At 55.0% G+C, this 24,258-nt stretch carries 25 protein-coding genes and 3 pseudogenes; 24 read left to right on the top strand and 4 right to left on the bottom strand.

Annotated features, from left to right (window positions below; all coding sequences use genetic code 11):
- Nucleotides 1-9: 9 nt before the first annotated feature.
- The gene (locus tag CWM53_RS26250; protein ID WP_165784162.1) at nucleotides 10-819 is read left to right on the top strand and encodes a substrate-binding domain-containing protein; all 810 of its coding nucleotides are present in this window, start codon (nucleotides 10-12) and stop codon (nucleotides 817-819) included.
- Here the strand turns inward: CWM53_RS26250 and CWM53_RS26245 are convergent.
- Complete coding sequence (locus tag CWM53_RS26245; protein WP_008804348.1) at nucleotides 794-1,693, bottom strand: LysR family transcriptional regulator; 900 nt, start codon at nucleotides 1,691-1,693, stop codon at nucleotides 794-796. The two genes, CWM53_RS26250 and CWM53_RS26245, sit on opposite strands and share 26 nt — an antisense overlap.
- 112 nt (nucleotides 1,694-1,805) lie before the next feature.
- The gene (locus CWM53_RS26240) at nucleotides 1,806-2,288 is read right to left on the bottom strand and encodes a cold-shock protein (protein ID WP_061154172.1); all 483 of its coding nucleotides are present in this window, start codon (nucleotides 2,286-2,288) and stop codon (nucleotides 1,806-1,808) included.
- Between the two features lie 190 nt (nucleotides 2,289-2,478).
- On the opposite strand from CWM53_RS26240, the gene CWM53_RS26235 reads away from it, so the two are divergent.
- Nucleotides 2,479-3,177, top strand: coding sequence for an RluA family pseudouridine synthase (locus CWM53_RS26235; protein ID WP_100729537.1), 699 nt, complete (start codon nucleotides 2,479-2,481; stop codon nucleotides 3,175-3,177).
- Between the two features lie 25 nt (nucleotides 3,178-3,202).
- Here CWM53_RS26235 and CWM53_RS26230 read toward each other — a convergent pair whose 3' ends face one another.
- A complete protein-coding gene (locus CWM53_RS26230; RefSeq protein WP_100630701.1) occupies nucleotides 3,203-3,742 on the bottom strand; it encodes a DUF2058 domain-containing protein in 540 nt (179 codons plus the stop codon).
- Nucleotides 3,743-4,110: 368 nt separating this feature from the next.
- Here CWM53_RS26230 and dgoR point away from each other — a divergent pair, with 368 nt between their 5' ends.
- The 6 genes from dgoR (at nucleotide 4,111) to CWM53_RS26200 (ending at nucleotide 9,773) form a co-directional block, all read left to right on the top strand.
- Nucleotides 4,111-4,800, top strand: a complete 690-nt coding sequence (dgoR, locus tag CWM53_RS26225) for a D-galactonate utilization transcriptional regulator DgoR (RefSeq protein ID WP_022066201.1) — start codon at nucleotides 4,111-4,113, stop codon at nucleotides 4,798-4,800.
- Nucleotides 4,797-5,714, top strand: a complete 918-nt coding sequence (locus tag CWM53_RS26220; RefSeq protein WP_100729536.1) for a 2-dehydro-3-deoxygalactonokinase — start codon at nucleotides 4,797-4,799, stop codon at nucleotides 5,712-5,714. The genes dgoR and CWM53_RS26220 overlap by 4 nt, the downstream gene beginning before the upstream one ends.
- Nucleotides 5,659-6,276: a 2-dehydro-3-deoxy-6-phosphogalactonate aldolase gene (locus tag CWM53_RS26215; RefSeq protein WP_023340379.1), complete on the top strand. Its 618-nt coding sequence runs from the start codon at nucleotides 5,659-5,661 to the stop codon at nucleotides 6,274-6,276. Before CWM53_RS26220 ends, CWM53_RS26215 begins: the two co-directional genes overlap by 56 nt.
- Nucleotides 6,273-7,421 (top strand): galactonate dehydratase, encoded by a 1,149-nt coding sequence (dgoD, locus tag CWM53_RS26210; protein ID WP_023322864.1) that lies wholly within the window; start codon nucleotides 6,273-6,275, stop codon nucleotides 7,419-7,421. Before CWM53_RS26215 ends, dgoD begins: the two co-directional genes overlap by 4 nt.
- A 94-nt stretch (nucleotides 7,422-7,515) precedes the next feature.
- Nucleotides 7,516-8,829 carry an MFS transporter gene (locus CWM53_RS26205; RefSeq protein WP_038421434.1) on the top strand — a complete coding sequence of 438 codons (1,314 nt, stop codon included), beginning with the start codon at nucleotides 7,516-7,518 and terminating at the stop codon, nucleotides 8,827-8,829.
- Complete coding sequence (locus CWM53_RS26200; RefSeq protein WP_100729535.1) at nucleotides 8,826-9,773, top strand: 2-hydroxyacid dehydrogenase; 948 nt, start codon at nucleotides 8,826-8,828, stop codon at nucleotides 9,771-9,773. The genes CWM53_RS26205 and CWM53_RS26200 overlap by 4 nt, the downstream gene beginning before the upstream one ends.
- Before the next feature lie 57 nt (nucleotides 9,774-9,830).
- Here CWM53_RS26200 and CWM53_RS26195 read toward each other — a convergent pair whose 3' ends face one another.
- Nucleotides 9,831-10,160: a gamma-glutamylcyclotransferase family protein gene (locus CWM53_RS26195; protein WP_008804357.1), complete on the bottom strand. Its 330-nt coding sequence runs from the start codon at nucleotides 10,158-10,160 to the stop codon at nucleotides 9,831-9,833.
- Nucleotides 10,161-10,792: 632 nt separating this feature from the next.
- Here CWM53_RS26195 and tssK point away from each other — a divergent pair.
- The 16 genes and pseudogenes from tssK to CWM53_RS26130 all read left to right on the top strand — a co-directional run bounded on the left by tssK (nucleotide 10,793) and on the right by CWM53_RS26130 (nucleotide 24,257).
- Nucleotides 10,793-12,133: a type VI secretion system baseplate subunit TssK gene (gene tssK / locus CWM53_RS26185; RefSeq protein WP_100675410.1), complete on the top strand. Its 1,341-nt coding sequence runs from the start codon at nucleotides 10,793-10,795 to the stop codon at nucleotides 12,131-12,133.
- On the top strand, nucleotides 12,130-12,783 hold the full coding sequence (gene tssL, locus CWM53_RS26180; protein WP_100729533.1) for a type VI secretion system protein TssL, short form: 654 nt from the start codon (nucleotides 12,130-12,132) through the stop codon (nucleotides 12,781-12,783). The genes tssK and tssL overlap by 4 nt, the downstream gene beginning before the upstream one ends.
- Before the next feature lie 3 nt (nucleotides 12,784-12,786).
- On the top strand, nucleotides 12,787-14,484 hold the full coding sequence (locus tag CWM53_RS26175) for an OmpA family protein (protein ID WP_100729532.1): 1,698 nt from the start codon (nucleotides 12,787-12,789) through the stop codon (nucleotides 14,482-14,484).
- A 184-nt stretch (nucleotides 14,485-14,668) separates the two neighbouring features.
- Nucleotides 14,669-14,793 (top strand): annotated as a pseudogene (locus CWM53_RS31450) (hypothetical protein).
- Nucleotides 14,794-14,943: 150 nt separating this feature from the next.
- The gene (locus CWM53_RS26165) at nucleotides 14,944-17,430 is read left to right on the top strand and encodes a DUF2345 domain-containing protein (protein WP_100729531.1); all 2,487 of its coding nucleotides are present in this window, start codon (nucleotides 14,944-14,946) and stop codon (nucleotides 17,428-17,430) included.
- Between the two features lie 921 nt (nucleotides 17,431-18,351).
- Nucleotides 18,352-19,414: pseudogene (locus tag CWM53_RS26160) on the top strand (hypothetical protein).
- Nucleotides 19,415-19,629: 215 nt separating this feature from the next.
- Nucleotides 19,630-19,710: pseudogene (locus tag CWM53_RS32125) on the top strand (hypothetical protein); the annotation flags it as partial.
- Nucleotides 19,711-19,731: 21 nt separating this feature from the next.
- The gene (locus tag CWM53_RS26155; RefSeq protein ID WP_074385502.1) at nucleotides 19,732-20,622 is read left to right on the top strand and encodes a formylglycine-generating enzyme family protein; all 891 of its coding nucleotides are present in this window, start codon (nucleotides 19,732-19,734) and stop codon (nucleotides 20,620-20,622) included.
- 45 nt (nucleotides 20,623-20,667) lie between these two features.
- A complete protein-coding gene (locus tag CWM53_RS31440) occupies nucleotides 20,668-20,784 on the top strand; it encodes a hypothetical protein (RefSeq protein ID WP_004217423.1) in 117 nt (38 codons plus the stop codon).
- Nucleotides 20,785-20,805: 21 nt separating this feature from the next.
- Nucleotides 20,806-21,699 carry a formylglycine-generating enzyme family protein gene (locus tag CWM53_RS26150; RefSeq protein WP_080787157.1) on the top strand — a complete coding sequence of 298 codons (894 nt, stop codon included), beginning with the start codon at nucleotides 20,806-20,808 and terminating at the stop codon, nucleotides 21,697-21,699.
- A 52-nt stretch (nucleotides 21,700-21,751) separates the two neighbouring features.
- Nucleotides 21,752-21,853, top strand: a complete 102-nt coding sequence (locus CWM53_RS32435) for a hypothetical protein (RefSeq protein ID WP_371934360.1) — start codon at nucleotides 21,752-21,754, stop codon at nucleotides 21,851-21,853.
- A gap of 21 nt (nucleotides 21,854-21,874) precedes the next feature.
- Entirely contained in the window at nucleotides 21,875-22,768 is an 894-nt protein-coding gene (locus CWM53_RS26145) for a formylglycine-generating enzyme family protein (RefSeq protein ID WP_072045410.1), read from the top strand.
- A 133-nt stretch (nucleotides 22,769-22,901) separates the two neighbouring features.
- Nucleotides 22,902-23,129: a DUF6392 family protein gene (locus CWM53_RS26140; protein WP_162536011.1), complete on the top strand. Its 228-nt coding sequence runs from the start codon at nucleotides 22,902-22,904 to the stop codon at nucleotides 23,127-23,129.
- A gap of 114 nt (nucleotides 23,130-23,243) precedes the next feature.
- The gene (locus CWM53_RS32170) at nucleotides 23,244-23,384 is read left to right on the top strand and encodes a DUF6392 family protein (protein ID WP_157847514.1); all 141 of its coding nucleotides are present in this window, start codon (nucleotides 23,244-23,246) and stop codon (nucleotides 23,382-23,384) included.
- 52 nt (nucleotides 23,385-23,436) lie between these two features.
- Nucleotides 23,437-23,712 (top strand): DUF6392 family protein, encoded by a 276-nt coding sequence (locus CWM53_RS32165; protein ID WP_100729530.1) that lies wholly within the window; start codon nucleotides 23,437-23,439, stop codon nucleotides 23,710-23,712.
- Between the two features lie 278 nt (nucleotides 23,713-23,990).
- Entirely contained in the window at nucleotides 23,991-24,257 is a 267-nt protein-coding gene (locus tag CWM53_RS26130) for a PAAR domain-containing protein (RefSeq protein ID WP_008804370.1), read from the top strand.
- Nucleotide 24,258 lies beyond the last annotated feature (1 nt).

The following is a 24,258-nucleotide window of genomic DNA, read 5'->3' as shown; positions in this document are numbered from 1 at the left end:
AGGGAGAAGATGATGCGTAAAACGACAGGAACCCTGCTGGCCACGCTGCTGCTGGCCGCCACCGGCGGCAGCGCGCTCTCCGCAGAGGTCACCGTGATGATCTCCGGCGGCTTCAAAGCGGCGCTGGAAAAGCTGGCCCCGGCGTGGGAAAAACAAACCGGCAACCACCTCGTGGTGATCCCCGGCCCGTCGATGGGGAAAACGCCGCAGGCGATCCCTAACCGCCTGGCGCGGGGCGAACACGCGGACGTGGTGATTATGGTCGGGGACGCGCTGACCAGCCTCGAGAAAGCGGGCCGTACGCAACCGGATTCGCGCCGGGAGCTGGCCGACTCGCCGATCGGCGTGGTGGTGAAGGCGGGGGCGCCGCTGCCGGCTATCCACAGCGCAGACCAGCTGCGGGCGACGCTGCTGGCCGCACCGTCGGTCGCTTACTCCGACAGCGCCAGCGGACGCTATGTTAGCTCGACGCTGTTCCACACCCTGGGCATTGATGACGCGATGCAGAGCAAAGCGCAGATGGTGGAGCGCATTCCGGTGGCCTCGGAAGTGGCGAAGGGACGGTATGCGATCGGTTTTCAGCAGGTGAGCGAACTGCTGCCGGTACCCGGCGTGACCTTCGTTGGCGAACTGCCGGATAACCTGCAGTACATCACCCGCTTTGCCGGGGCGGTGACTATCAGCGCCGACCACCCGCAGGAAGGCAAGGCGCTGCTGGCGTATCTGGCCTCACCGGCGGCGCAGGAGACCATCCACGCCACCGGCATGCGAAGCGTGGCCGCCGCCGCGCCGGTCAGCCAGAAGGATACTGTTCAATAATCAGCTTCTCCAGCTCTGCCGCCACGTAGGACTGAATACGGCCGCTGAGGCGGATCAGGCCTACCGTACGCGTGACCACCGGGTCAGTGAGCGGCACAGCGCGGAGAACGGAATGCTCCCCGGCGGGCATCGACATCGCGGGCACGGCGGCAATGCCGATGCCCGCTTCCACCATCCCCAGCATCGTGGTGACGTGGCGGGTTTCGCAGATACTTGGCCGCGCCGGCGTCAGATGCGCCAGCTCCCGGTCAAGCAGCGTCCGGTTGCCCGAGACCCGATCCAGGCCAATATAATCCTGTTCAAAATACGCCTGCCAGCTTAGGTGCGTCTTGCGCGCCAGCGGATGATCGTACCGACAGGCGGCTACATAGCGGTCGTCGGCCAGTGGCGTGAATTCGAGACTGGCTGGCAGGTTTTTGGCAAAACAGAGGCCAAAGTCAGCCTGTCCGCTGCTGACCGCCTCGATCACATTGCCGACGCTGCTGTCAATCAACCGGATGCGCACCTGGGGATAACGCGCCTGAAAGCTGCGAATGATTTCCGGCATAAAGTAGTAGGCGGCGGAGGGCACCGTCGCCACCGTCACCAGCCCGGTGCGCGCCTTGCTGACCTGGCTGATATCCGCCAGCACCGTCTCGACATGGGCCAGCAGCTGCTCCGAACGTTCGGCAAAATTCTGCCCATACAGCGTGAGGGTCACCCGCCGGGTGGTACGTTCGAACAGCCGGTTGCCCAGCGCCGTCTCCAGCTTTTCGATACGTCGGCTGAGGGCCGACTGCGACAGGCAGATGGATTCGGCCGCCAGCCGAAAACTGCCATATTCCATCAGGGCGCGAAAGGCGTAGAGATCGTTGAAGTCAAAATTTACGGGCATGGCGGCGGCATCCTTATCGGCTGTCTGGCGCCATCGCCCCGTCCGGCGAGGGGCGATGGCGGGTAGCATATCGGGCAGGTCTTCGGGCGCGCGGGAAACCGCGCGCCGGGGCTTACACCTTAAGCAGTTTTACCGTGGCATCGATATCGATTTCGTCTTCCGAGAAGATCAGGGTTGTCCCCTGAAAGGTGGTGATCGCCAGCTTTTTCACCGAGCGCATCTCCCCCGACTGCACCGCGGATTTTGGTCGGATGCTGTTCATCAGCAGCCCGACCGACAGCACGGCGTTTTCTTTATCGACGCGGGTCTCGACCGGCTCTTCTTCCCGGTATACCACATAGGATTTGATGGAGGTCAGCTTCAGCCGCTCGCCGGCGATATAGATATATTTGCTCTCCGGAATGACCTTCACCGCGTAGGCCGACAGCCCTTTATTGTTGGTGGTAGGTTCGAAAGTCACCGCCGCGTCTTTCTTGATAAGATCAGGATTGGCGACCTTAATCACGTGAAAATAACGATTTTCGCCGTTTTCATCTTTGATAAATCCAAAACCTTTATCTTTAAACCACGTTGTGATTGTTCCGTTCATCGCCATTACCGTATTACTCGTTGGTTAACACAAATTTTGCAGCGCGCAGTGTAAAGCACATTGCCTGTGCAGGCCATGCCTTTGCGATAAGTGTGGGTGATAAATGACGCCGCCGCGAGGGCGGATTGTGCGCCAGCGTCGTGCCGGCGGCCAAAATGGGGTACTATCGCCAGCCACTCCATCTTAGGGCCGCCTGATGTCCACCATTATCGATACCTTTGTCGCGCCGCCGTGCCGCGAACAGATCACCCTCTTGTATCAGGATGAACACCTGCTGTTGATCAATAAACCGGCCGGGCTGCTGAGCCTGTCGGGCAAAGATCCGCGCAACCTCGACTCCGTGCATCACCGGCTGGTTCAGCGCTTTCCGGGCTGCACCCTGGTGCACCGCCTGGACTTCGGCACTTCCGGCCTGATGGTCATCGCCCGCAACAAGGGCATTAACGCCTTGCTGTGCCAACAGTTCAGCCAGCGCACGGTGGACAAGGTCTATACGGCGCTGCTGTGCGGCCATCTGGTGGAAGACGAGGGGATAGTGGAGGCGGCAATCGCCAAAGATCCGGCCCGTTTCCCGCGCATGTCGCTCTGCGCCCGGCACGGCAAACCGGCGCGTTCGCGCTATCGGGTCATTGACCGCCTGTATCAGTCACGGGATGGGGAGAGGGCGCTGACGTTAACCCGGGTGGCGCTCACCCCGGAGACCGGGCGCACCCATCAGCTGCGCATCCACTGCCAGCTGCTGGGCTATCCGATCCTTGGCTGCGATCTGTACGGTGGCCGGGAGCTGCCCGGCACGGAACAGGCTCCGCGGCTGATGCTGCACGCCAGCGAACTGCGCTTTGTCCACCCCGTCAGCCATGAGCCGATGCATATCCAGCAGGCGAGCCCGTTTTGATTGCCCGCGGCGGGAAAGCCCGGGGTTACCACATCAGATCGTCGGGTACCTTAAAGTCGGCGTACGGATCGTCTTCATCCTGTTCATCCTGACTCAGGGCGCTGTGCAACACGATGCTGCTGGCGTCGCGCTGGGCAATTTTCTCAGCCACCACCGCCGGAATAATCGCGTATTCACCTTCGGGCTTGTTATCCACCGCCAGGCGGGCAATCGCCAGGCGGCCGTTAATCAGCTGGGTCTGGGTGAGCTTGTCGACCATGATTTTTTTGATCAGATTATTATCGGTAAAGTTAAAGCCGATATCGCCCCGGGCGACCGTAATGCGGTTCATCTCAATCAGCTGCTTCACCTGCGCTTTATACTCTTTCGCCAGTGCCGCCTGCTTTTGCTGCTCGCTGAGCTGCTTATCGCGCTCCAGCTGAGCTTTTTTATTTTCTTCCACCGCTTCCCGGGCCTCACGGGCCTGAACGCGGGATTTTTTCGCCGTTCTCTGGACTTTAGCCATTTTTTTGCTGCTGACCAGGCCGGCTTTGAGCATCTGCTCTTGTAAGGTGAGTTTTGTCATCTGCATGTCTGAAACTGAGGAAACATCTGCCAAGTATACCTGCATTGGCCGAAACGACGCCAGACTACCTACCGTTCGTTACCCCGATTAGCCTGACAGCCCCCCGCCGAAGCCGCGTTAACCCCGCCTCGCAGGCTCATCTTTCCCGTCCCCGGCGAAGGATCGTCGCCACCATTTTTGGCATGCCGACGATCCTTTTTTGTTATGGATTGTCTTTTTTGTGATCTAGATTGTAGTACAATTTTTATTAATAGTACTACTATGTGTCGCAGGCAAGGATGAACAGGTTCACGTTTGTACTACCAGACCGGGTGGAAATGCGCTGAACGGAGTAAAGTAACCGGGCATAACCCCGTTAAGGACACGCTATGAACCTGACTAAAACCGATCGGCTGATGGTGACCCTGGGCCGCCAGATTGTGAGCGGCAAATATCTTCCCGGCGCGGCGCTGCCGGCGGAGGCTGACCTGTGCGAGGAGTTTGCCACCTCCCGCAACATCATCCGCGAAGTCTTTCGCTCGCTGGAGGCGAAGCGCTTGATTGAGATGAAACGCTATCGCGGCGCCTTCGTCGCGCCGCGCAGCCAGTGGAATTTCCTCGACAGCGACGTATTGCAATGGGCGCTGGAACAGGATGAAGACCCGGGGCTCATCGCGGCGATGAGCGAAGTGCGTAATCTGGTGGAGCCGGCGATCGCCCGCTGGGCGGCAGAGCGGGCCACCTCCAGCGATCTGGCGCAGATTGAGGCGGCGCTGAATGACATGATCGCCAACAACCAGCAGCGCGATGCCTTTAATGAAGCCGACATTCGCTATCACGAAGCGGTGCTGGCGTCAGTGCATAACCCGGTGCTGCAGCAGCTCAGCGTGGCGATTAGCTCGCTGCAGCGCGCGATATTTGAACGGACCTGGATGGGGGATGAGGCCAACATGCCGCAAACGCTCCAGGAACATAAAGCGCTGTTCGATGCGATTCGCCATCAGGACAGCAACGCGGCAGAGCAGGCGGCGCTCACCATGATCGCCAGCTCGACACGAAGACTGAAGGAAATCACATGACATCTCGCTACATCGCTGTTGACTGGGGATCGACCAATTTTCGCGCCTGGCTGTTTGAGGGCGAACGCTGCCTCGACAGCCGGCAGTCGGCGGTGGGGATCGCCCGCCTGAACGGTCAATCGCCGGCAGCGGTGTTAGCGACACAAATCCATGGCTGGCGCGAGGGGCGTACCCCAGTGGTCATGGCGGGAATGGTAGGCAGCAACGTGGGCTGGAAGAACGCGCCCTATTTACCGCTTCCCGCCGATTTCGCGGCCATTGGCGACCAGTTGACCGCCGTAGATGAAGGGATCTGGATTGTCCCCGGGCTTTGCACTTCCCGCGAAGATCACCACAACGTCATGCGCGGCGAAGAGACGCAGCTCCTCGGCGCACGCCTGCTGGCCCCTGCGGCGGTGTATGTCATGCCCGGCACTCATTGCAAATGGGTCAAAACCGACGGCCGGCGGATTGAGGACTTTCGCACGGTGATGACCGGCGAACTGCACCATCTGCTGCTGACGCACTCCCTGATCGGTGCGGGATTACCCGAGCAGCAGGCTGCGCCGGCGGCGTTTCACGCCGGGCTGGCGCGCGGCCTGGCCGCGCCCGCGGTGTTGCCACAGCTTTTTGAGACCCGCGCCGCGCACCTGTTGGGGGCGCTGGCCCGGGAGCAGGTGAGCGAGTATCTATCCGGCCTGTTAATTGGCGCGGAGGTGGCCAGCATGCGCGCCTTCATTGCCGACGAACAGGCTATCGCGATCGTTGCCGGCCCGTCCCTCTCCGCGCGCTATCAGCAGGCATTTCAGCTGCTGGGCCGCCAGGTGACGACAGTGTCGGGCGACGATGCCTTTCTGGCTGGTATAAGGAGCATCGTACATGCAGTGGCAAACCTCACTTCCGCTGATCGCTATTCTGCGCGGCATCACCCCTGACGAGGCGCTGGCGCACGTCGGTGCGGCGATCGCCGCCGGGTTCGACACCGTGGAGATCCCGCTCAATTCACCGCAATGGCAGCAGAGCATCCCGGCCGTGGTCGAGGCCTACGGCGCGCAGGCGCTGATTGGCGCCGGAACGGTGCTGCAGGAAGCGCAGGTCGATCGGCTGGCGCAGCTTGGGGCGCGGCTGGTGGTGACCCCCAATGTGCAGCCGGCGGTGATCCGCCGGGCCGTCGGGCACGGGATGACCGTCTGCGCCGGCTGCGCGACGGCAAGCGAGGCGTTTACCGCGCTGGAGGCCGGGGCTCAGGCGCTGAAGATTTTTCCCTCTTCGGCGTTTGGCCCCGACTACATCAGGGCGCTGAAAGCGGTTTTGCCCGCGTCGGTGCCGGTATTTGCCGTCGGCGGCGTCACGCCGGAAAACCTGGCGCAATGGATCGAGGCCGGTTGTGCGGGCGCGGGGCTGGGCAGCGATCTCTATCGCGCCGGTCAGCCGGTAACGCGGACCGCAGAGCAGGCCGCCGCATTTGTTAGGGCGTATCAAGAGGCTGTGAAATGAAAATAACCAAACTGACCACCTGGCGTTTACCCCCGCGCTGGATGTTCCTCAAGATTGAAACCGACGAGGGGATAGTCGGCTGGGGCGAGCCGATCGTCGAAGGCCGGGCGCGCACCGTGGAGGCGGCGGTACATGAGCTGGGGGACTATCTGATTGGCCAGGATCCGGCGCGGATCAACGATCTGTGGCAGGTCATGTACCGCGCCGGCTTTTATCGCGGCGGACCGATCCTGATGAGCGCGATCGCCGGTATTGACCAGGCGCTGTGGGACATCAAAGGGAAGGCGTTAAATGCGCCGGTCTGGCAGCTGCTGGGCGGCCTGGTGCGCGATAAAATCAAAGCCTACAGCTGGGTAGGAGGAGACAGGCCTGCCGAGGTCATTGCCGGGATTAAGACGCTGCGCGGGATGGGGTTTGATACCTTCAAACTCAACGGCTGTCAGGAAATGGGGATGATTGACAGTTCGCGCACGGTGGATGCGGCGGTGAACACGGTGGCGCAAATCCGCGAAGCATTTGGCAACGACATTGAATTTGGCCTCGATTTTCATGGCCGCGTCAGCGCGCCGATGGCGAAACTGCTGATTAAAGAGCTGGAACCCTATCGGCCGCTGTTTATCGAAGAGCCGGTGCTGGCCGAGCAGGCGGAGTACTACCCGCGGCTGGCGGCGCAAACCGCGATCCCGCTGGCCGCCGGCGAGCGCATGTTCTCGCGCTTTGAGTTCAAGCGGGTGCTGGAGGCCGGCGGCCTGGCTATTTTGCAGCCCGATCTCTCTCACGCTGGCGGCATCACCGAATGCTTCAAAATCGCCGGTATGGCGGAAGCGGCGGACGTGTCGCTGGCTCCGCACTGCCCGTTAGGCCCCATCGCGCTGGCCGCCTGTCTGCACGTGGACTTTGTTTCCTACAACGCTGTCTTCCAGGAGCAGAGCATGGGGATCCACTATAACCAGGGCGCCGAGTTACTCGACTTCGTGAAAAACAAAGCCGATTTCAATATGGAGGGGGGGTACTTTAAGCCGTTAATGAAGCCGGGGCTGGGGGTCGATATCGACGAAGAGAAAGTGATTGAGATGAGCCGACGCGCTCCTGACTGGCGGAACCCCGTCTGGCGCCTTGCCGATGGCGTGGTCGCCGAGTGGTAGTCCCCGGTTAATACCTGCTGCGATTCTTAATATCAATCTTTGCCTGGCGCGGGCGGTCTTCCCCTGCCCGAGGCAAAGTCATGGGGTTATTATTATGAGCATTGAACTCTGTACTTCTACATTAAAAAAGCTGAACAGCAAAATCATCCCCTTTATTATTATCTGCTATTTTGTCGCCAATCTTGATAAAACCAATATTTCCATTGCCGCGCTGCAAATGAACGCCGATCTGGGATTAACGGCCAGCATGTACGGCCTTGGGGTCGGCATGTTTTATATTTCCTATATTATTTTCGAAATTCCCAGCAACCTGATCATGACCCGGGTGGGGGCGCGGATCTGGATCGCCAGAATAATGATCACCTGGGGAATGGTGAGCGCCGGCATGGCGTTCGTCCAGACGCCGACCCAGCTCTATATTATGCGTTTTTTACTCGGCATGGCGGAGGCGGGATTCACCCCAGGGATTATTTACTATATCTCCTGCTGGTTTCCGAAGCGCAACCGGGCGCGGGCGATGTCGTTCTTTTATATGGGATCGGTGCTGGCGTCGATCATCGGGCTGCCCGTCTCGGGGCTGATTTTAAATATGCATGGCATTGCCGATGTTGCCGGCTGGCGCTGGCTGTTCGCCATTGAAGGGGTTCCCGCCATCGTGCTGGGGGCGCTGGTGCTCTGGCTGCTACCTTCCAGCCCGCAAAAGGCGGCCTGGCTCTCTGAGGCGGAGAAAGGCTGGCTGACGGCGCAGATTGCCGCTGATAACCGCGGCGCGGTAGTCAATCAACACGCCTCCTGGTTCAGTGCGCTGAAAAATAAAGTGGTACTCCTGCTGAGTCTGGTCTGGTTTCTGCAGGCGTTCGGCTCCATCGGTATCACGCTTTTCTTACCGCTGATCCTCAAAAGTATGGTCAGCGAGCAGAGCGATGTGGTCATTAGTCTGCTGTCCGCGGTGCCGTTTATTTTCGCCTGCCTGTTTATGTACCTCAATGGCCGTCATTCGGATCTGACCGGCGAGCGGGCATGGCATATGGGATTGCCGCTGATTCTGGCCGGTCTCTCGCTGGCTGTCGCCATCTATGCCGGCAACCTGCTGGTTGCCTATCTGCTGCTGGTGCTCACCGTGGGCTTCAATTTCGCGCTAACGCCGGTATTCTGGGCGGTGACCACCGAGAAGCTGGCGGGCGTGGCGGCCGCGGCCTCCATTGCATTTATCAACACCATCGCCAATTTTGTCGGCTTAGGCCTGCCGCCGCTGCTCGGGAAGATTAAGGACCTGACCAACAGCTATCACTCCGGACTGCTGATCGTCGCCGTGGCGCTGGCCCTCGGCGGAGTTATCGGCATCATCGTCTCCCGGAGCGGCCAGAAACCCTCCGCCTTCCACACTCTGAAAGAAGATAAGCTATGAAACTGAACGTGTTAAAACAGGCTTCGCTCCCGGATGCCCTGACCGCGGAACTGGCGCGACGCTATCACCTCGTGGAGCTGACCGCACTCACTGACGCCGACTTTCGCGCGCTGGCCGGCACCTTTACCGTGCTCATCACCAACGGCGAAGCCACCGTGACGCGAGCGCTGATCGCCAGCCTGCCTGCGCTGGAGCTGATCGCCGTCTTTGGCGTCGGCTATGACGGCGTGGATGTGCAGGCGGCCGCTGAGCACCAGGTGCGGGTCAGCCATACGCCAGGGGTGTTAACCGACGATGTGGCGGATCTGGCGCTGGGCCTGATGCTGGCGACCTCGCGGCAGATCGTCGCCGCCCACAAGTTTATCGAAGCGGGCGAGTGGGCGGCGGGCGGTTTTCCGTGGACGCAAAAAGTCTCCGGTTCGCGGGTCGGCATCGTGGGCATGGGGCGCATCGGCCAGGCCATCGCCCGGCGCTGCGAGGGGTTCGCCATGCAGATTGCTTATCATGACCGCAAGCGTCTCCCGGCGCTAAATTATGCCTGGCGGGAAGATCTGCTGACCCTGGCCGCGGAGAGTGATTTTCTGGTTATCTGCACGCCGGGAACGGCGGCAAACCAGGGGCTCATTAACCAGCCGGTGCTGGCGGCGCTGGGGGAGAAAGGGATCCTCATCAATATCTCGCGCGGCAGCGTGATTGATGAGCCCGCGCTGGTTGCCGCGCTGGAGAGCGGGATTATCGCCGGGGCGGGGCTGGATGTCTTCAGCCATGAACCGGCGGTACCGGCCGGGCTGCTGCAGCGCAGTAATGTGGTCGTCACACCGCATATAGCCAGCGCCACCTGGAGTACCCGCGCGGCGATGGCGCAACTGGTGCTCGATAACGTTGCCTGCTGGGCTGAGAAGAAGGCGCTGGTGACTCCAGTGGCGGAAAGCCTGGCGGACTGACCGCAAAGCCGTGAACGCGCTGGGCTGCTGTATTGTACAGCGCGTTCGCGGCGGGGATTACTCCCGGGGCTGAAGCTGATAAATCCAGGCGCTGACCTGTTGTCCATCGTCGGTGGTCACCTCCACCGGCACCCGATCGTACCCCTCCTCAAAGTCGTCCAGCATGGGCCAGTGCGCCGCCAGACGATCGGACAGGAACAGATAGCCGTTGACCCGTGGGCCGTGAGCGTTGAGGACGATCCCCGGAAAATCGGCGGCTGCGCCCCAGCCGCGCGCGTAAAAGGTGCCAGTGACGTAGCCGGGACGCCACTCGCCCCCGATCGCCTCCAGAATGTGCGCATTGCTGCGACCGGGACAGAGCGTCCCATAGACAAATAGCGGTTTCATTTTCTCTCTCTCGTTCGCCCTGATACCCGCCCACAGCGGAGCGGAAAACCAAAATACGGGGTAATTCAGCGCCTGGCAATGGCCGGGTGGGGCGGGGCACTCCTCCGGGCATCTCTCTGATGCCGGGGGAGGCTTTGGCCTCGGCGCTAATGAAGGTATATCGATTGCGATGATATTTTTATTATTATTTATATTTAAGATCAATATAAATAAGCCTGACGGAGGGATTAATTCGCTAATTAACATTCAATGGGGAAATAAAAAAACGATAGCTTATGGAATATTCCTTCTCAATGAATTAAATAAGAGCCATAAAAGCAGCCGTAGGTTGAATTCAGATATTATTTAGGGCCAGGCGTTACCTCCCCTGGCTTTTTCGCTTTATGATAAACCTCCCTTGTACAAAGAATACCATCTGACTTCTAAACCCTCGCGGGCAGAGTTGATATTTCCTTTCCCTGAAGCGGCAGGCAATAAATCGAGCCGAACGACGTTCGGGAGAAAAACCGCTAGTGATGAACAGGCCAGAGCAAAGGCAGAGGCTGAGGCGAACGTACGGCGGATGAAGGATATCCGACCGGGCATTTGGTCCTGTCTGCAGACAGATGAAAGCGAAAGGCACAGGAGGTGCAATGAAGATTTTCCGCCCATTATGGCGCGACGGGGCTTTTCTGGTCCCGCAGCAGTTTCAGCAACAGGCTCGCTGGGATGCGCACGTCGCCGATACGGTCTCCCGCATGGCGCTCGCCCACCCGTGGGGGGTATTGCGCGCGGAGTTTGACGCCAGCGCGCTCACCCTTTCCCGGCTCAACGCCACCCGGCTGATCGTGCGTTTCGCCGACGGAACGCTGATTGACACCGAGCTGGCGGATACTCTGCCACCGGTCCGTGATGTATCGGGCGTGATGCTGGACAGCGTGGAGGTTGTACTTGCTCTGCCGCTGCTCAGCGCCAGCGGCGGCAATCTTGATGACGGCCAGGAGAGCGCCCGCCCGCGCCGCTGGCGCGCCGAGCAGGTGACCGTGCAGGAGCTGGCCGGCCATGAACGCAGCGAGCTGGCCGTTCTGCGGCACGCGCTGACGCTGCGTCTCTCCACCGAGGAAAATGCGGCCTTCCTTACCTGCCCGGTAGCGCGTCTGGTGCGCGATGCCCAGGGGCAGTGGATCGTTGACCCGGAATTCATCCCGCCGCTGCTGTCGCTGGCGGCAAGCCCGACGCTGATCAGTGAGCTGGGCGAGCTGTTACATCGCCTGCAGGCCCGACGCAGACGCCTGATGGCCATGCGCCGTGAAAGCAATGCGCGGATGGCTGATTTTGCCGTGGCGGATGTTTCCCTGTTCTGGCTGCTCAACGCGCTGAACAGCGCCGAGCCGGTGCTCAGCGAGCTGCATCAGGACCCTTCGCGCCATCCGGAGCTGCTCTATCGTGAACTGGCCAGGCTGGCCGGCAGTCTGATGACCTTCTCCCTTGAACATCATCTGGAAGCTATCCCCCGCTACCGGCATGCCTCGCCGGAGCAGGTATTCCCGCCGCTGTTTGCCCTGCTGGATACGCTGCTCGAAGTCAGCCTGCCCTCAAGGGTGATCGCCATCGCTCTGGAGCAGGGCGCCGACCGGGAGATCTGGCGGGGCAGGCTACACGATGCGCGGCTGCGCGAGGGGGCGGATTTTTATCTGTCGGTGCGCTCTTCACTCCCCCCTCACCAGCTACAGAGCCGCTTTCCGCAGCTCTGTAAGGCGGGTAGCCATGATGATGTCGCCGAGGTCGTCAACATTGCCCTAAGCGGCATCGCGATCAAACCGCTGAGCCACGTGCCGGCGGCCATTCCGCTACGTCTGGAAAACCAATATTTCGCTCTGGATCTCTCCACCGATGCCGCCCGCGCGATGCTGGAGGCCGGCAACTGCACCTTCTATACCCCGGAATCGCTTGGCGACGTGAAACTTGAACTCTTTGCGGTACTGCGCTCATGAATACCTCTGAAAGCGATCTGATCAACAAAACTTTTTACCCGGGCTGGCTGATGGTCAGCCAGTTACGCTGCGGCCAGCCGGTGACCGATGGCGAGGCGCTCTATCGTCAGGCCTGTCGATGGGTGACCGAGGCGCGCGAGGCGCTGACGGCGGCAGGAATCAGTGACACCAGCGCTGAGCAGATGCTCTATGCCTACTGCGCGCTGCTCGATGAGAGCGTCCTCAACCGCGCCAGTCAGGATGATGGCTACCGCAGGTGGCGCAAGGATCCGCTGCAGGCGCGTTTTTTCAGCACTCTCAACGCCGGGGAAGAGCTCTGGGAACGGATCCGCCAGCTGCTGCGAGAGTCCACGGCGGATGCGGCAGTGCTGACTTGTTTCTATCGTACTTTGCAACTGGGGTTTGTCGGGCAGTACCGCGCCCAGGATGACGAACGGCGTGAGGACGTGGCGCATGCGCTTGGCGCACGGGTCCCGCCGTTCAGCCTGACCCAGGAGGCGCCGGTGGTGGTTCGTGCCTCCCGGCTGCGCAGCGGACGGCGGATGTACTGGTGCGGCTGGGCGGTTGGCATTGTGGCGCTGGCCGCGCTGTGGTTGACCTTCTCCGCCGTGCTGTCACAGATGGTGGCGAAGATAGCAGGGCAGGGATAAGAGATGCGTGATAACACCCGTCGTCTGCTTACGCTACTGACCGTCATCCTGGCCCTGTGGCTGGTGCTGGGCTTCTGGCCGCTGTCCATCGGCAACCAGGTGATCTTCAGTCTGTGCATCCTGCTGGCGGGCGGCGCGGCGCTCTGGCGTCAGCGTCGCCGGGCAGTCAGCCGTCAGCGATCGGAAATCGTCCTGCCGCCCGAGGATTTTCAGGGGGCGGTGGTTCTGGTCTGCGGGGATACCGACAGTCTGTTTCCCGGGCGTTCGGCGCACTGCGAAACCCGTCACGGCTGGTATCTACGGGGAGACAGCGCGGAGCAGTTGCCGCTGCTGGCGCAGTACCTGGCGGCGGCGCGTCCGGCGCTGGTATCGCAGGTTTCCGTGCTGCTGGCGGTGGTACCGGAGCACCACCCCTCCGGGGAGCAACTGGCGCAGTCGCTGCGCGACTGGCGACGGAGTATCGTTCAGTGTCGAACCTGGCTAAACGGTCTGCCGCCGGTGTGGAGCGTGTTCTGGGTGACGCCGCCTGGCGGCCAGGCAGGGGAAAGCCGCTGGTTTACCGTCACGCCGGAGAGGCCTGGTCTCCAGGTGCAGCAGAAGGGGCAAGCGCCCCAGTCGGTTGCCGAGTGGCAGCGGGAGGGCAGCCCTGGCTCACGCCTGCATCAGACGCTGTGGCTGGAGAGCATTCTGACCTTGGCCGAAAACGCTCTTTTCCGGCCATTCCGTGCCCGGCAGGCGGAACTTCCTCCGCTGAACCTGTGTGCCGCGGGCATCTGCCTGACACCGATGGTAGCGGCGGCAAATAACCTCTGGCAACAGCAAATCGCCGGGATCACCACGCTCTCCCCGGGCAACGCCGCGGCGCCAGGTCCTCACCCGCTGCCGGATCTTCTGCTGTCGTCACTGCCGCACCGCCACGGGGTCAGCCGCCGGATGCGCGATGCCGGTCTTGCCGCTGGCGTGGGCTTCCTCTTTCTGGCGCTGGCGATGCTGGCTTCCTTTATCAACAACCAGCGCCTGGTGCGCAGCGTCGGCGATCATCTGGCGGTGTATCACCGCCTCAGCGGCACGCCGCCGACGCCGAAGCTGCAGGCGCAGCAGCGTCTGCGTACCGACAGCCGCCAGCTGGATGACTGGCTGCGCCGGGGAGAGCCGTTGCGTTACCGGCTGGGGCTGTATCAGGGGATGCGGCTGATCCCCTTCGTGGAAGCCGCTATCAATGACTGGGCGCCGCCCCCGCCGCCGCGTCCGGTCATTAAGCAGGTTGTGCAGGGGCCGCAGACGATCCGCCTCGATAGCATGGCGCTGTTCGATACCGGCAAATCGACGCTGAAACCGGGTTCGACAAAGCTGCTGGTGAACTCGCTGCTGGGCATTAAGGCCAAACCCGGCTGGCTGATCGTGGTGGCAGGCCATACCGACAGCATCGGCAACGATAAATCCAATCAACAACTCTCCCTGAAGCGTGCCGAGGCGGTCCGCGACTGGATGCGCGATACCGGCGATGTGCCGGAGAGTTGTTTTGCGGTGCAGGGCTACGGCGCAAGTCGTCCTGTCGCCAGCAACGAGACGCCAGACGGGCGGGCGCAAAATCGCCGGGTGGAGATCAGTCTGGTCCCGCAGAAGGACGCCTGTCTGACGCCGGGCACGGCTAATACGTCAGGAGCCGGGGCTGACGCCTTAAAAAACGAAACCGAGTAACCCGCGAACCCGATCGCGGACGTTGAACAACAACATTATGCCTGCCTGACCCTGTGCGCTACGGGTTCCTGATAAACAGGAAACAGCGATGGGCGGTAGCGTGCCTGCAGCCAGTCAATCTTGTCGGCAAAGCGGGGCCTCTGCGGGGATGAAGCGCAGGAAAGAGGGGATAAAGGCGCTCAGCATAGATAGCGCTAAGGACATTGCCAGAGAAATGCTGGCGGCGATAAACGTTGAAGGTTCCGGTTTCTGGCTGCTTTTTTTATTTCTCAGTCAGTGAATATAAATATCTCTGGGGTTTCCTTTTAGTTATGAAATTCCTGGTGGGGTATCTGAGATATCGATATGCACATAAATATATTTATGATGAATGAGATGATTATCATTAAAAAAAATTAAACAGTGCATCCTGTTAATTGATTTTTGGTGGTCATTACTGCGGAGTAAAACAGGAATATAATGGATACCTTTTCAATGATTACCGGCACCACCCTTAACCGTTACCAGCTGGATATTCCTTCATGTACCGCATCGCTGGATGTAGAAGAATTCAGTGGTGCAGAAAAGCTGAGTGAACTTTATTATTACACCATTACGTTTACCAGCGCAGAGAAAAACATTGATGCCGCACAGCTCCTGAGCAAACCCGCCATGCTGACGATGGGCGGCGGCGCACTGCAGCAGCTGGCGGACTGCAAACGCGTCCATGGCGTGGTGACTGCCTTCCGGCGTATCAGCAGTTCAGAAGATCAGTCGAAATATCAGATAACCCTCGAACCCTTCCTCTCCTTACTGGATAAACAGTTTCGCAGCCACCGTTTTTTCGTGAATAAATCGGTGCCGGAGGTGGTGGAGCAGGTATTGCAGGAACATCACCTGCATGACTGGGAGTATGAGTTTAATCTCAAGCAACACTATCCGCGGCGTGAGCAAATTAATCAGTATCAGGAGAGCGACCTGGCGTTTATCCAGCGCCTGCTGGCAGAGGTGGGGATATTTTATTTCTTCACCCTGCAGGAAGAGGCCCAGAGCGAAGTGGTCCACTTCGCCGACGCGCAGCGGGTGCTGATGTTCGATAAAACACTCCCTGTAAACAGCCCGTCCGGGATGAGCGACAGCGGTGCGGAATCGATATGGGGTCTGAACATCACCCACAACGTCGTAGAGGCGAACGTTACTACCCGGGATTATAACCCCCGCGATGCGCAGAGCGTTCTCCAGTCGGCGACAGCGGATATGACCCGGGGAAATGGGGAAGGCCTCACTTACGGTGAGGTATACCACTATAAGCTTCGTCACCGGGAGCGTGGCGATAAAATCGACCCGCAGACGGAGACCGCCAACTTCTATGCCCGTCTCGACCATGAGCGTTTTCTGGCTCACCAGACGCTTATTACCGCGAGCAGTACTGCAGCCTGGCTGGCGCCGGCTCAGGTGCTGACCGTTACCGACAGCCTCCCACCGACCCTGCCTGCGCCCGTGCAGGATCCGCTGTTAATCACCGGCACAGGTTTTACCGCCAGTCGCCGGGAGGCGCTGCGGGTGTCCCTGCTGGCGGTGCCCTACAGCGAAACATTGTGCTGGCGTCCGCCGCTGCTGCCGCGCCCGAAGGTGACTGGCACCATGACGGCGCGGGTGACCAGCGCGAAGGCGAATGATATCTACGCCTGGCAGGATGCGTCCGGCCTGTACCGGGTGAAATTTGACGCTGACAGAGAGGAGAAAGGGCAGGGTCAGGAAAGCATGCCGGTGCGTCTCGCCAAACCCTACGGCGGCGACGTGTACGGCTTTCACTTCCCGCTGATCCAGGGCACGGAGGTGGCGATTGCTTTCCACGAAGGCGATCCCGACCGGCCGTATATTGCGCATGCGCTGCACGACTCGCGGCATGTCGACCCTGTGACGGAGAAAAACAGCACCCGCAATGTGATTCGTACTCCGGCCAATAATAAGCTGCGAATGGAGGATAAGCGCGGCGAGGAGCATATTAAGCTCAGCACCGAGTACGGCGGCAAGACGCAGCTGAACCTCGGGCATAACGTGAATGCGCAGAGGGAGTTGCGGGGCGAGGGTGCGGAACTGCGTACGGATAAATGGGTGAGCATCCGGGGCGGGGCGGGGGTGTTTATCAGTGCGGATAAACAGCCTTCGGCAGGCGACAGGATGCTGGCAATGGAGGAGGCGATTGCGCAGCTTGAAAATGCGCTGGGTATTGCGAAAAGCCTGGCGTCGGCAGCGGAATCGGCTCAGGCCCTGCCATCAGATACCGGCAACCAGCAGACGCTGAACGATGCGCTGAAAGAGCTGGCGCAGCCGGGGATAGTGCTGAATGCGCCGCAGGGCGTGAGCATCAGCAGTCCGCAGGCGGTACGGTTGTCTTCGGGTAGCGCCAGCGTGGGGATTGTGTCACAGCAGAATACGGACATCAGTGCGCTGAAACGTTTTACGGTGGCGGCGGGAGAAGCCGTCAGCCTGCTGGCGCGAAAGGCGGGGATGAAGCTGTTTGCGGCGAAGGGAAAGATGGAAATCCAGGCGCAGGATGATGCGCTGGAGGCGACGGCGAAAAAGGATATCACCGTGACCAGCGTGGAAGGGCGAGTGGAAATCACGGCGGCGGAGGAACTGGTGGTGAACTGTGCGGGAGCGTATATCAGGCTAAGTGGTGGCAATATCGAGCTGGGCTGCCCTGGGAATATTCTGCTGAAATCGGCCAATGTGCAGAAAATGGGCGCAGCTGATTATGATGCAAACAAACCTGAGCTTCCCGTCGGTTTCAGTGAGTTTTTTACTGCAAAAGATGAAGAGTCCGGGGAGATTTTACCTTTTACCCGGTACAGGATAACAACCGGTGAAGGTAAAGTATTTGAAGGCAGGACCGATGCGGAAGGTAAAACTGTTGCAGTTTATACTGCCCTGCCTGATGCCCTGCATATAGAATTACTTTAAAGAATGAAGGAATAGCATATGGCTACCGGAGAAGAGAAAAGTAAAACATCGGTACAAGGGACGGGAACGGTTGTAAAAGGAAAATATGGCCCAGAATGTTATTTTCACCCAGGTAGCGCAACATTGCTTTTTCTGGAGGCTTCAGATACTAAAATTATCGAACAGGAGCATGATTTTCTGTCTGGCTTGCTTGAAACTCAGAAACAGGCGCAAAAAAATCTTGATGATATTAATTTTGAAGCAATCACTCAGGCTGGCAGAGTGCCAGCAAGAAAATTTGAAAGTGAAATCACTAAAGCCTATGAAGCCTTAAACAAAGCAAATCAGGCTTTGCGGAAAGAGCTTATGTCACTAACAGCGAATCCTCCGGAGGGGGAATTGCTTAATGATAAAATGAAAGATACTGCCATTGGTATAATGGAACTTATTCCGCTTAAAAATAACACAGTGAAAGGGTTCAAGAAAACTTATGTGCGTTCCGATAAAATAAAACACCAGTGGCGAACATATAAGCTCAGCGAAGTTGATAAAGAAAGTGGTGAAGCCAGTTTCATAAAATATAAAAACAAAACTATTGTTTCTCAGGATGCGAATGGTAATCCGGTTAATAAAACCATACGTCAGGGAAAAATAGATACAGCGGAACTAAAAAAACAACTAAGTAACGTACCTGTTTCACTGAAATTCGATCTTGTTGACGATACGAATGTTATTGTCAGTCACTGGGCAGAGGAAATGAACAAATCTCTGACCTGGCCAAAGGGGGATGGTAAAGTCGACGAATCTGTATATCACCAGTATGTTGATATCAGCGCGCAGGCTCAACTATTGCGCTACAGCCATGGAGCGGGTGCATCAGCGGAATATAATCCGTCAGAAAAAAAACTGGAGGGCAAAATTGAAGGTCATGCCAGTTTTGCACTGGGGGAGGCGAAGGCCGAAATGGCCCTGTACCTGCCGGACAGGTTAGGTGTCAGCCTTTTATTTCCGGCGAAAAAAGTGACGCCACAGACACCGGATGGTGTCTGTAATATGGGAGCGCTGCGTTTTGCCATGAAACTGGTATTGTCAGGTAGCGTTGGTGCCAGTGCTGCAATTGAATTAGGGGTGACAGTAGACTGGAGTGGAGAAATGGGAAAGGGCTATAGCATTAAAGGCCGTCCTGCAACCCTGACTGCTCCACCGTTGCCAGGACAGCAGCAGGTGAATTTAAAGACCTCAACGATACCTGAAGCACAGGGGGGAGGTGAAATTGGTGTTTTTGTTGGTGCTCAGGCGGGAGGTAATATCAGTGGTGCCATTGAGTGGTTTGACCCGCATCCTGATGATACGCCAGTAGCTATAGGTGTCGAGAAAGATAACAAACCCATTGTCAATAAAGAGAAGAAGTTTGCCGCGATAGCCAAACTGGAAGCGGGGATGACGGTGCAGGCAGGCGCTGGGGGAAGTGGGGTTTTTTATATCACCTATATTCAGGGACGTTTTCGTATTTACTGTAAAGCGGCTTTATGTTGGGGAGTGGGGGCCAAAGGGGAAGTCGGTTTTGAAGTTGATGGCAGCAGCTTTGCGGCTTTTATGAAGAGTTTTATGCTTATGCTAAGGAATGTTGATTATCAGAAGCTTGAGCAGATGATGGCAGGGGATGCCTTTCGATCTTTATGTGCAATTCCTATTATTATGGCTGCGCAAGGGATACAGGCAATTGATGCGATGTACATCGATGTAACTAGAGTGTTAGTTAACTTGAGTAATCAGATTAGTGATGAGGGAAAACGAATTGATTTAATGTATAGTATTTTGTCTAATCCGGATCAGCTAAAATATACTCCTCCAGAAACAAAAGGGGCAGTGATTGCCACATTAATTGATCAGAATTGGGTGGACTGGCTTGACCCTCGCAATCAAAATAATGATTTTTTTTCCGTTAACAGTTGGAAGCTCGGTCCTCTCAAGAGGCGAAAGCAAGCGGTGTTTATGGCACTGAAGTGGGTACAAAGTCAGGCAGATTATAACAATGTTATGCAGCATTTGACGTTGTCGCCAGGGGAGAAGAAAGGTAATAAAGAACTGAATGAAAAAGATGTGATTAACTTTTTAGGTATCGGGGAACACAAATTTTTTTTCTACACCAATTATGGCGAAAAGCTCACCTTATTGCATAATAACCTCCCGGTTTTTGTTGACCCGGATGAGCCATTTAAACCCATTCCTGACATCCTTATGTCAGAATATCTTGCCATGATCGACGACCAGCACCCGACGGGGACAATGACTGCCTGATGCAATGGCTGAGGTGATAAGATGAGAAAATTAATCGTAGTTGCTTCTGTTGCCGCCAGTTTACTGCTCGGGTGCGACCAGAAGAGTACTGAAAAGCGTAAAACCTTGTCTGAAGCGCTTGTTGCTAAGTCGCTTTCTGACATGGTCGCCGTACAGGGCGGCGAATTTTTAATGGGAGATTTTGGACCGTTAGTCGGTGAAAAACTGCCTTTCAGCATAAACCAGGATGATAAGGTATTACATAAGGTTGTGTTAAGTGATTTTTTAATATCAAAATATAAGGTTATTAATAAGAATTATAAAGAGTATACAAAACTTACTAATAAAAGAGCACTGCCGGTAGGTCCATTTATGAAAAATCATCCATCTTTATTATCCGATGATTATTCAGCAAATGTGACCTGGCAACAGGCAAAAGACTATTGTCAGTGGTTAGGTAAGGAGTCCGGTAAAAAAATTGATTTGCCGACAGAGGCGCAATGGGAGTATGCAGCAAGATCCAGAGGGCAGTATCTTCCGTTTGCTACCAACAATGGTGAGCTTTTACCCGGGAAAAATTTCCCGAACCAGGACGAACTGGATAGTTATACTGATGGTATTGGGCTTCCTTTTTATCCAATAGGGAAGTTCCCGCCAAACCCCTTAGGTCTGTATGATATGGGACTCAGTGGCTCTGAATGGACCAATGACTGGTATGCAGCAGATTATTACTCTCATTCTCCGGTAAACGATCCTCAGGGGCCTGCGCAGGGTACTAAAAAAGTCCTGCGCGGGAATGTTGGCGGTGACAGACAGTACGCATTGACTATGTTTAGACAATCTGCTTCACCACTCCCAGAAGAAGTTGATGGTGACTATGAAAAATATGGTGTTGGTCCGCAGTATGTTTTCCGTTGCGTCATCAATAAATAATGTCGTTTGGTGGTGACATATATCATTTTAACCGGAGCAACAACGTTGAATGAATGTTCCAATAAACCGGAGAGACTATTTAAACCTGTCCCGGATAGCCTCATGTCAGAATATCTTGCCATGATCGACGACCAGCACCCGACGGGCACAATGACTGCCTGATGCAAAGGCTTAGGTGATAAGATGAGAAAATTAATCGTAGTTGCTACTGTTGCCGCCAGTTTACTGCTCGGGTGCGACCAGAAGAGTACTGGCAAGCGTGAAACCTTGTCTGAAGCGCTTGTTGCTAAGTCGCTTTCTAACATGGTTCCCGTTAAGGGCGGCGAGTTCTTAATGGGGGATTTTGGCCCATTAGTCGGTGAAAAACTGCCTTTCAGCATAAACCAGGATGATAAGGTATTACATAAGGTTGTATTAAGCGATTTTTCGATATCAAAGTTTAAAGTTACCAACGATGATTATAATAAATATCTGCAGATAACAGGAATAAAAAAACCTCCCATTAATATTCTGGTAAAAGAGTACCCATCCTTGCAAAAAGGTGATTACTCTGTTGGTGTGACCTGGCAACAGGCAAAAGATTATTGTCAGTGGCTAGGTAAGGAGTCCGATAAAAATATTGATTTACCGACAGAAGCACAATGGGAATATGCGGCAAGGTCAAGAGGGCAGTATCTTCCTTTTGCGACTAATAATGGAAATTTCGAGCTTGGTTCTAATATACCTGAACAAAAGAAATTAGATGAATACACAGATGGTTATGGTTTTCCTATTTATCCAATTGGGAAATATCCTCCGAATCCGCTAGGTTTATACGATATGGGGCTAAGTGGAGCCGAATGGAGTAATGATTGGTATTCAACTGATTATTATTCCCACTCCCCTGTTTATGATCCTCAAGGTCCAGTTAAAGGTAATGAAAAAGTTTTAAGGGGGTATGTTGGCGGAGATCGTCAGTATGCCTTGACTATATTCAGGCAATCGTCACAACCTGTGCCAAAATTTGCTGGGCGTGATGATTATCAAAAGTTTGGAGTTAGTCCTCTTTTTGTATTTCGTTGCGTTATTAATAAATGATATCGTTTGACTGTAATACTATATTATAGTCGGAACGCTCAATGAATATAATATTCCGCTGGACAGCCTGTTTAAACCTGTCCCGGATAGCCTGATGTCAGAATATCTTGCCATTATCGACGACCAGCACCCGACGGGGACAATGACTGCCTGATGCAAAGGCTTAGGTGATAAGATGAGAAAATTAATCGTAGTTGCTACTGTTGCCGCCAGTTTTCTGCTCGGGTGCGACCAGAAGAGTACTGACAAGCGTGAAACCTTGTCTGAAGCGCTTGTTGCTAAGTCACTCTCTAACATGGTTCCCGTTAAGGGCGGCGAGTTCTTAATGGGGGATTTTGGGCCGTTAGTCGGTGAAAAACTGCCTTTCAGCATAAACCAGGATGATAAGGTATTACATAAGGTTGTATTAAGCGATTTTTCGATATCAAAATACAAAATCACCAATGATGATTATAATAAATATTTGCAGATAACAGGGGTAAAAAAAGCACCCATCCATATTTTTTTAAAAAATTATCCATCCTTGCAAAAAGGATATTATTCTGTTGGTGTTACCTGGCAACAGGCAAAAGACTATTGTCAGTGGTTAGGTAAGGAGTCTGGTAAAAAGATTGATTTACCAACAGAGGCGCAATGGGAATATGCAGCAAGATCCAGAGGTCAATATTTTCAGTTTCCAACAAATAATGGTGACTATTTACCTGGAAAAAATGTTCCGGGTAAAGATGAATTAGATAAATATACAGATGGTTTTGGTTTCCCATTTTACCCGGTAGGCAAATATCCCCCAAACCCCCTGGGTCTGTATGATATGGGGCTTAGTGGCTCTGAATGGACTAATGACTGGTATGCAGCAGATTATTACTCTCATTCTCCGGTAAACGATCCTCAGGGGCCTGCGCAGGGTACTAAAAAAGTCCTGCGTGGATATATTGGCGGCGACAGACAGTACGCTTTAACCATGTTCAGGCAATCAAAATTGCCAGTTCCGAAGATCGATAAAGACGATGACTATGAAAAATATGGTGTTGGTCCGCAGTATGTATTTCGTTGTGTCGTTAATAAATAATGTGTGATGCTATATCTTATTTTAAAAAATCGGTGGCGTTCAACATATAAGGTTTTTTTCTAATGGATGGTAAAATCATGTACAGTAGTGAAATTATTTCATCATCATCAACGATGATTGTCAACGGAAAAAAGTGGTGCTCATTAAAAATCTGAAAGAAGAAATGTTAAGGTTTGAAGATGAAGCCAAAACTGACTGGCTGTTTCCTAATCCTATGCCGTTTGGTCTGGAACGAGTTATGATTCAGCAGTGGGTGCGGGCTTATCTAGGATTTCCGATGGTTTACGTTGAAGCAAAAATTGTTATGACTGCTTATAGGGGGGGAAGAGATATATACCTTACCTATGCCTCATCAAAATAGTTCTGTCGGATTTATCTATAACAATGATTTATTTGCAGAAACCGTGACTTTTTATCCACTGAAGCGAGCAAAGGAGATTCATATTGCGCTGGAGAAAAAGCGACTTTGTGGCAAATGAATATTGATATCGAAACACTTGTGAAGCAATTAGGTAAACCTTATCAGGATATTTATGAACAAGGTTTAATTCCCTACAAAACAAAACCAACGATTACTGTTGGTGATGATATTTTCAGGCTGGATATGAGGCGGTAAGGAATATTTTTATCTTTTATCAATAACTAGAAAAAATCTTGAGGAAGTGACTTTGCGGTTAGAAGATGAAAAAAAAACGGCTTGGCTATTTCCTAATCCGCTGCCATTTAGTCTTGAATCAGTAATGACGCAGCGATGGATGCGCGAACGCTTCGGATTTCCCATAGGTTATGGCGAACGCAAAACGATAGAGAGCTATAGTCGTCGTATTAGCGAGGTATACCCACTGTTGCCACCTAATCAGAAAATGTCTGTTTTATTTTCTTATAATTCTGATTATTTTGTTGTTAGTGTATTTTTATTGTATAGAGCATGCAATAGAAATTAAGGCGGATCTCGCGAGTATAAGGTCGTCTGGCAATTGGCGTTCGAAGTGAAAAGTTATTAATGTAGGGGATATCACCTGGGGGAAGAAGTATATATTAAGTAAAGAGAGGCGTGCAGATATTCCAGATATTATTTTATGTTTATTATTCTTTCTTTGATAGGAGTAGCCGGTTTTTGTCTGTTATTAAATGTTATTGTCTCACTCTTTAGGTTGAAATAGATGCGATTGAGTATTCTAATTAACAATTACTGTATCGCTGATATATAAAAGGAAATTCAATGTCCAAAGGTTTTGTATTACTCGGCGATAAAACCACGCACGGCGGTGCTGTTATTTCCGCATCCTCCGCCATGATTGTAAATGGAAAGCCCGTAGCGCTGGTGGGGGATAAAGTCAGCTGCCCGATTCCGGGACATGGCACTAATGCCATTATTGAGGGAGCGCCGGAATGGTCTTCCGATGATAAAGCCATCGTGGTCGATGGCTGCAAATGTCAGTGCGGTTGCCAGGTGATTTCCGGCGCGCCGGAATGCGCGATAGGATAAA

Origin of the sequence: Klebsiella sp. A-Nf5, assembly GCF_002810545.1 — a bacterium.
GTDB classification, from domain to species: Bacteria; Pseudomonadota; Gammaproteobacteria; order Enterobacterales; family Enterobacteriaceae; genus Klebsiella; species Klebsiella variicola.
This window is presented reverse-complemented; position numbering and strand designations above follow the sequence as displayed.

Bases quoted from the DNA above. Each gene is read 5' to 3' on its own strand.
- CWM53_RS26250 (WP_165784162.1), top strand. From the start codon at position 10: ATGATGCGTAAAACGACAGGAACCCTGCTGGCCACGCTGCTGCTGGCC.
- CWM53_RS26245 (WP_008804348.1), bottom strand. From the start codon at position 1,693: ATGCCCGTAAATTTTGACTTCAACGATCTCTACGCCTTTCGCGCCCTG.
- CWM53_RS26240 (WP_061154172.1), bottom strand. From the start codon at position 2,288: ATGGCGATGAACGGAACAATCACAACGTGGTTTAAAGATAAAGGTTTT.
- CWM53_RS26235 (WP_100729537.1), top strand. From the start codon at position 2,479: ATGTCCACCATTATCGATACCTTTGTCGCGCCGCCGTGCCGCGAACAG.
- CWM53_RS26230 (WP_100630701.1), bottom strand. From the start codon at position 3,742: ATGACAAAACTCACCTTACAAGAGCAGATGCTCAAAGCCGGCCTGGTC.
- dgoR (WP_022066201.1), top strand. From the start codon at position 4,111: ATGAACCTGACTAAAACCGATCGGCTGATGGTGACCCTGGGCCGCCAG.
- CWM53_RS26220 (WP_100729536.1), top strand. From the start codon at position 4,797: ATGACATCTCGCTACATCGCTGTTGACTGGGGATCGACCAATTTTCGC.
- CWM53_RS26215 (WP_023340379.1), top strand. From the start codon at position 5,659: ATGCAGTGGCAAACCTCACTTCCGCTGATCGCTATTCTGCGCGGCATC.
- dgoD (WP_023322864.1), top strand. From the start codon at position 6,273: ATGAAAATAACCAAACTGACCACCTGGCGTTTACCCCCGCGCTGGATG.
- CWM53_RS26205 (WP_038421434.1), top strand. From the start codon at position 7,516: ATGAGCATTGAACTCTGTACTTCTACATTAAAAAAGCTGAACAGCAAA.
- CWM53_RS26200 (WP_100729535.1), top strand. From the start codon at position 8,826: ATGAAACTGAACGTGTTAAAACAGGCTTCGCTCCCGGATGCCCTGACC.
- CWM53_RS26195 (WP_008804357.1), bottom strand. From the start codon at position 10,160: ATGAAACCGCTATTTGTCTATGGGACGCTCTGTCCCGGTCGCAGCAAT.
- tssK (WP_100675410.1), top strand. From the start codon at position 10,793: ATGAAGATTTTCCGCCCATTATGGCGCGACGGGGCTTTTCTGGTCCCG.
- tssL (WP_100729533.1), top strand. From the start codon at position 12,130: ATGAATACCTCTGAAAGCGATCTGATCAACAAAACTTTTTACCCGGGC.
- CWM53_RS26175 (WP_100729532.1), top strand. From the start codon at position 12,787: ATGCGTGATAACACCCGTCGTCTGCTTACGCTACTGACCGTCATCCTG.
- CWM53_RS26165 (WP_100729531.1), top strand. From the start codon at position 14,944: ATGGATACCTTTTCAATGATTACCGGCACCACCCTTAACCGTTACCAG.
- CWM53_RS26155 (WP_074385502.1), top strand. From the start codon at position 19,732: ATGAGAAAATTAATCGTAGTTGCTTCTGTTGCCGCCAGTTTACTGCTC.
- CWM53_RS26150 (WP_080787157.1), top strand. From the start codon at position 20,806: ATGAGAAAATTAATCGTAGTTGCTACTGTTGCCGCCAGTTTACTGCTC.
- CWM53_RS26145 (WP_072045410.1), top strand. From the start codon at position 21,875: ATGAGAAAATTAATCGTAGTTGCTACTGTTGCCGCCAGTTTTCTGCTC.
- CWM53_RS32170 (WP_157847514.1), top strand. From the start codon at position 23,244: ATGAATATTGATATCGAAACACTTGTGAAGCAATTAGGTAAACCTTAT.
- CWM53_RS26130 (WP_008804370.1), top strand. From the start codon at position 23,991: ATGTCCAAAGGTTTTGTATTACTCGGCGATAAAACCACGCACGGCGGT.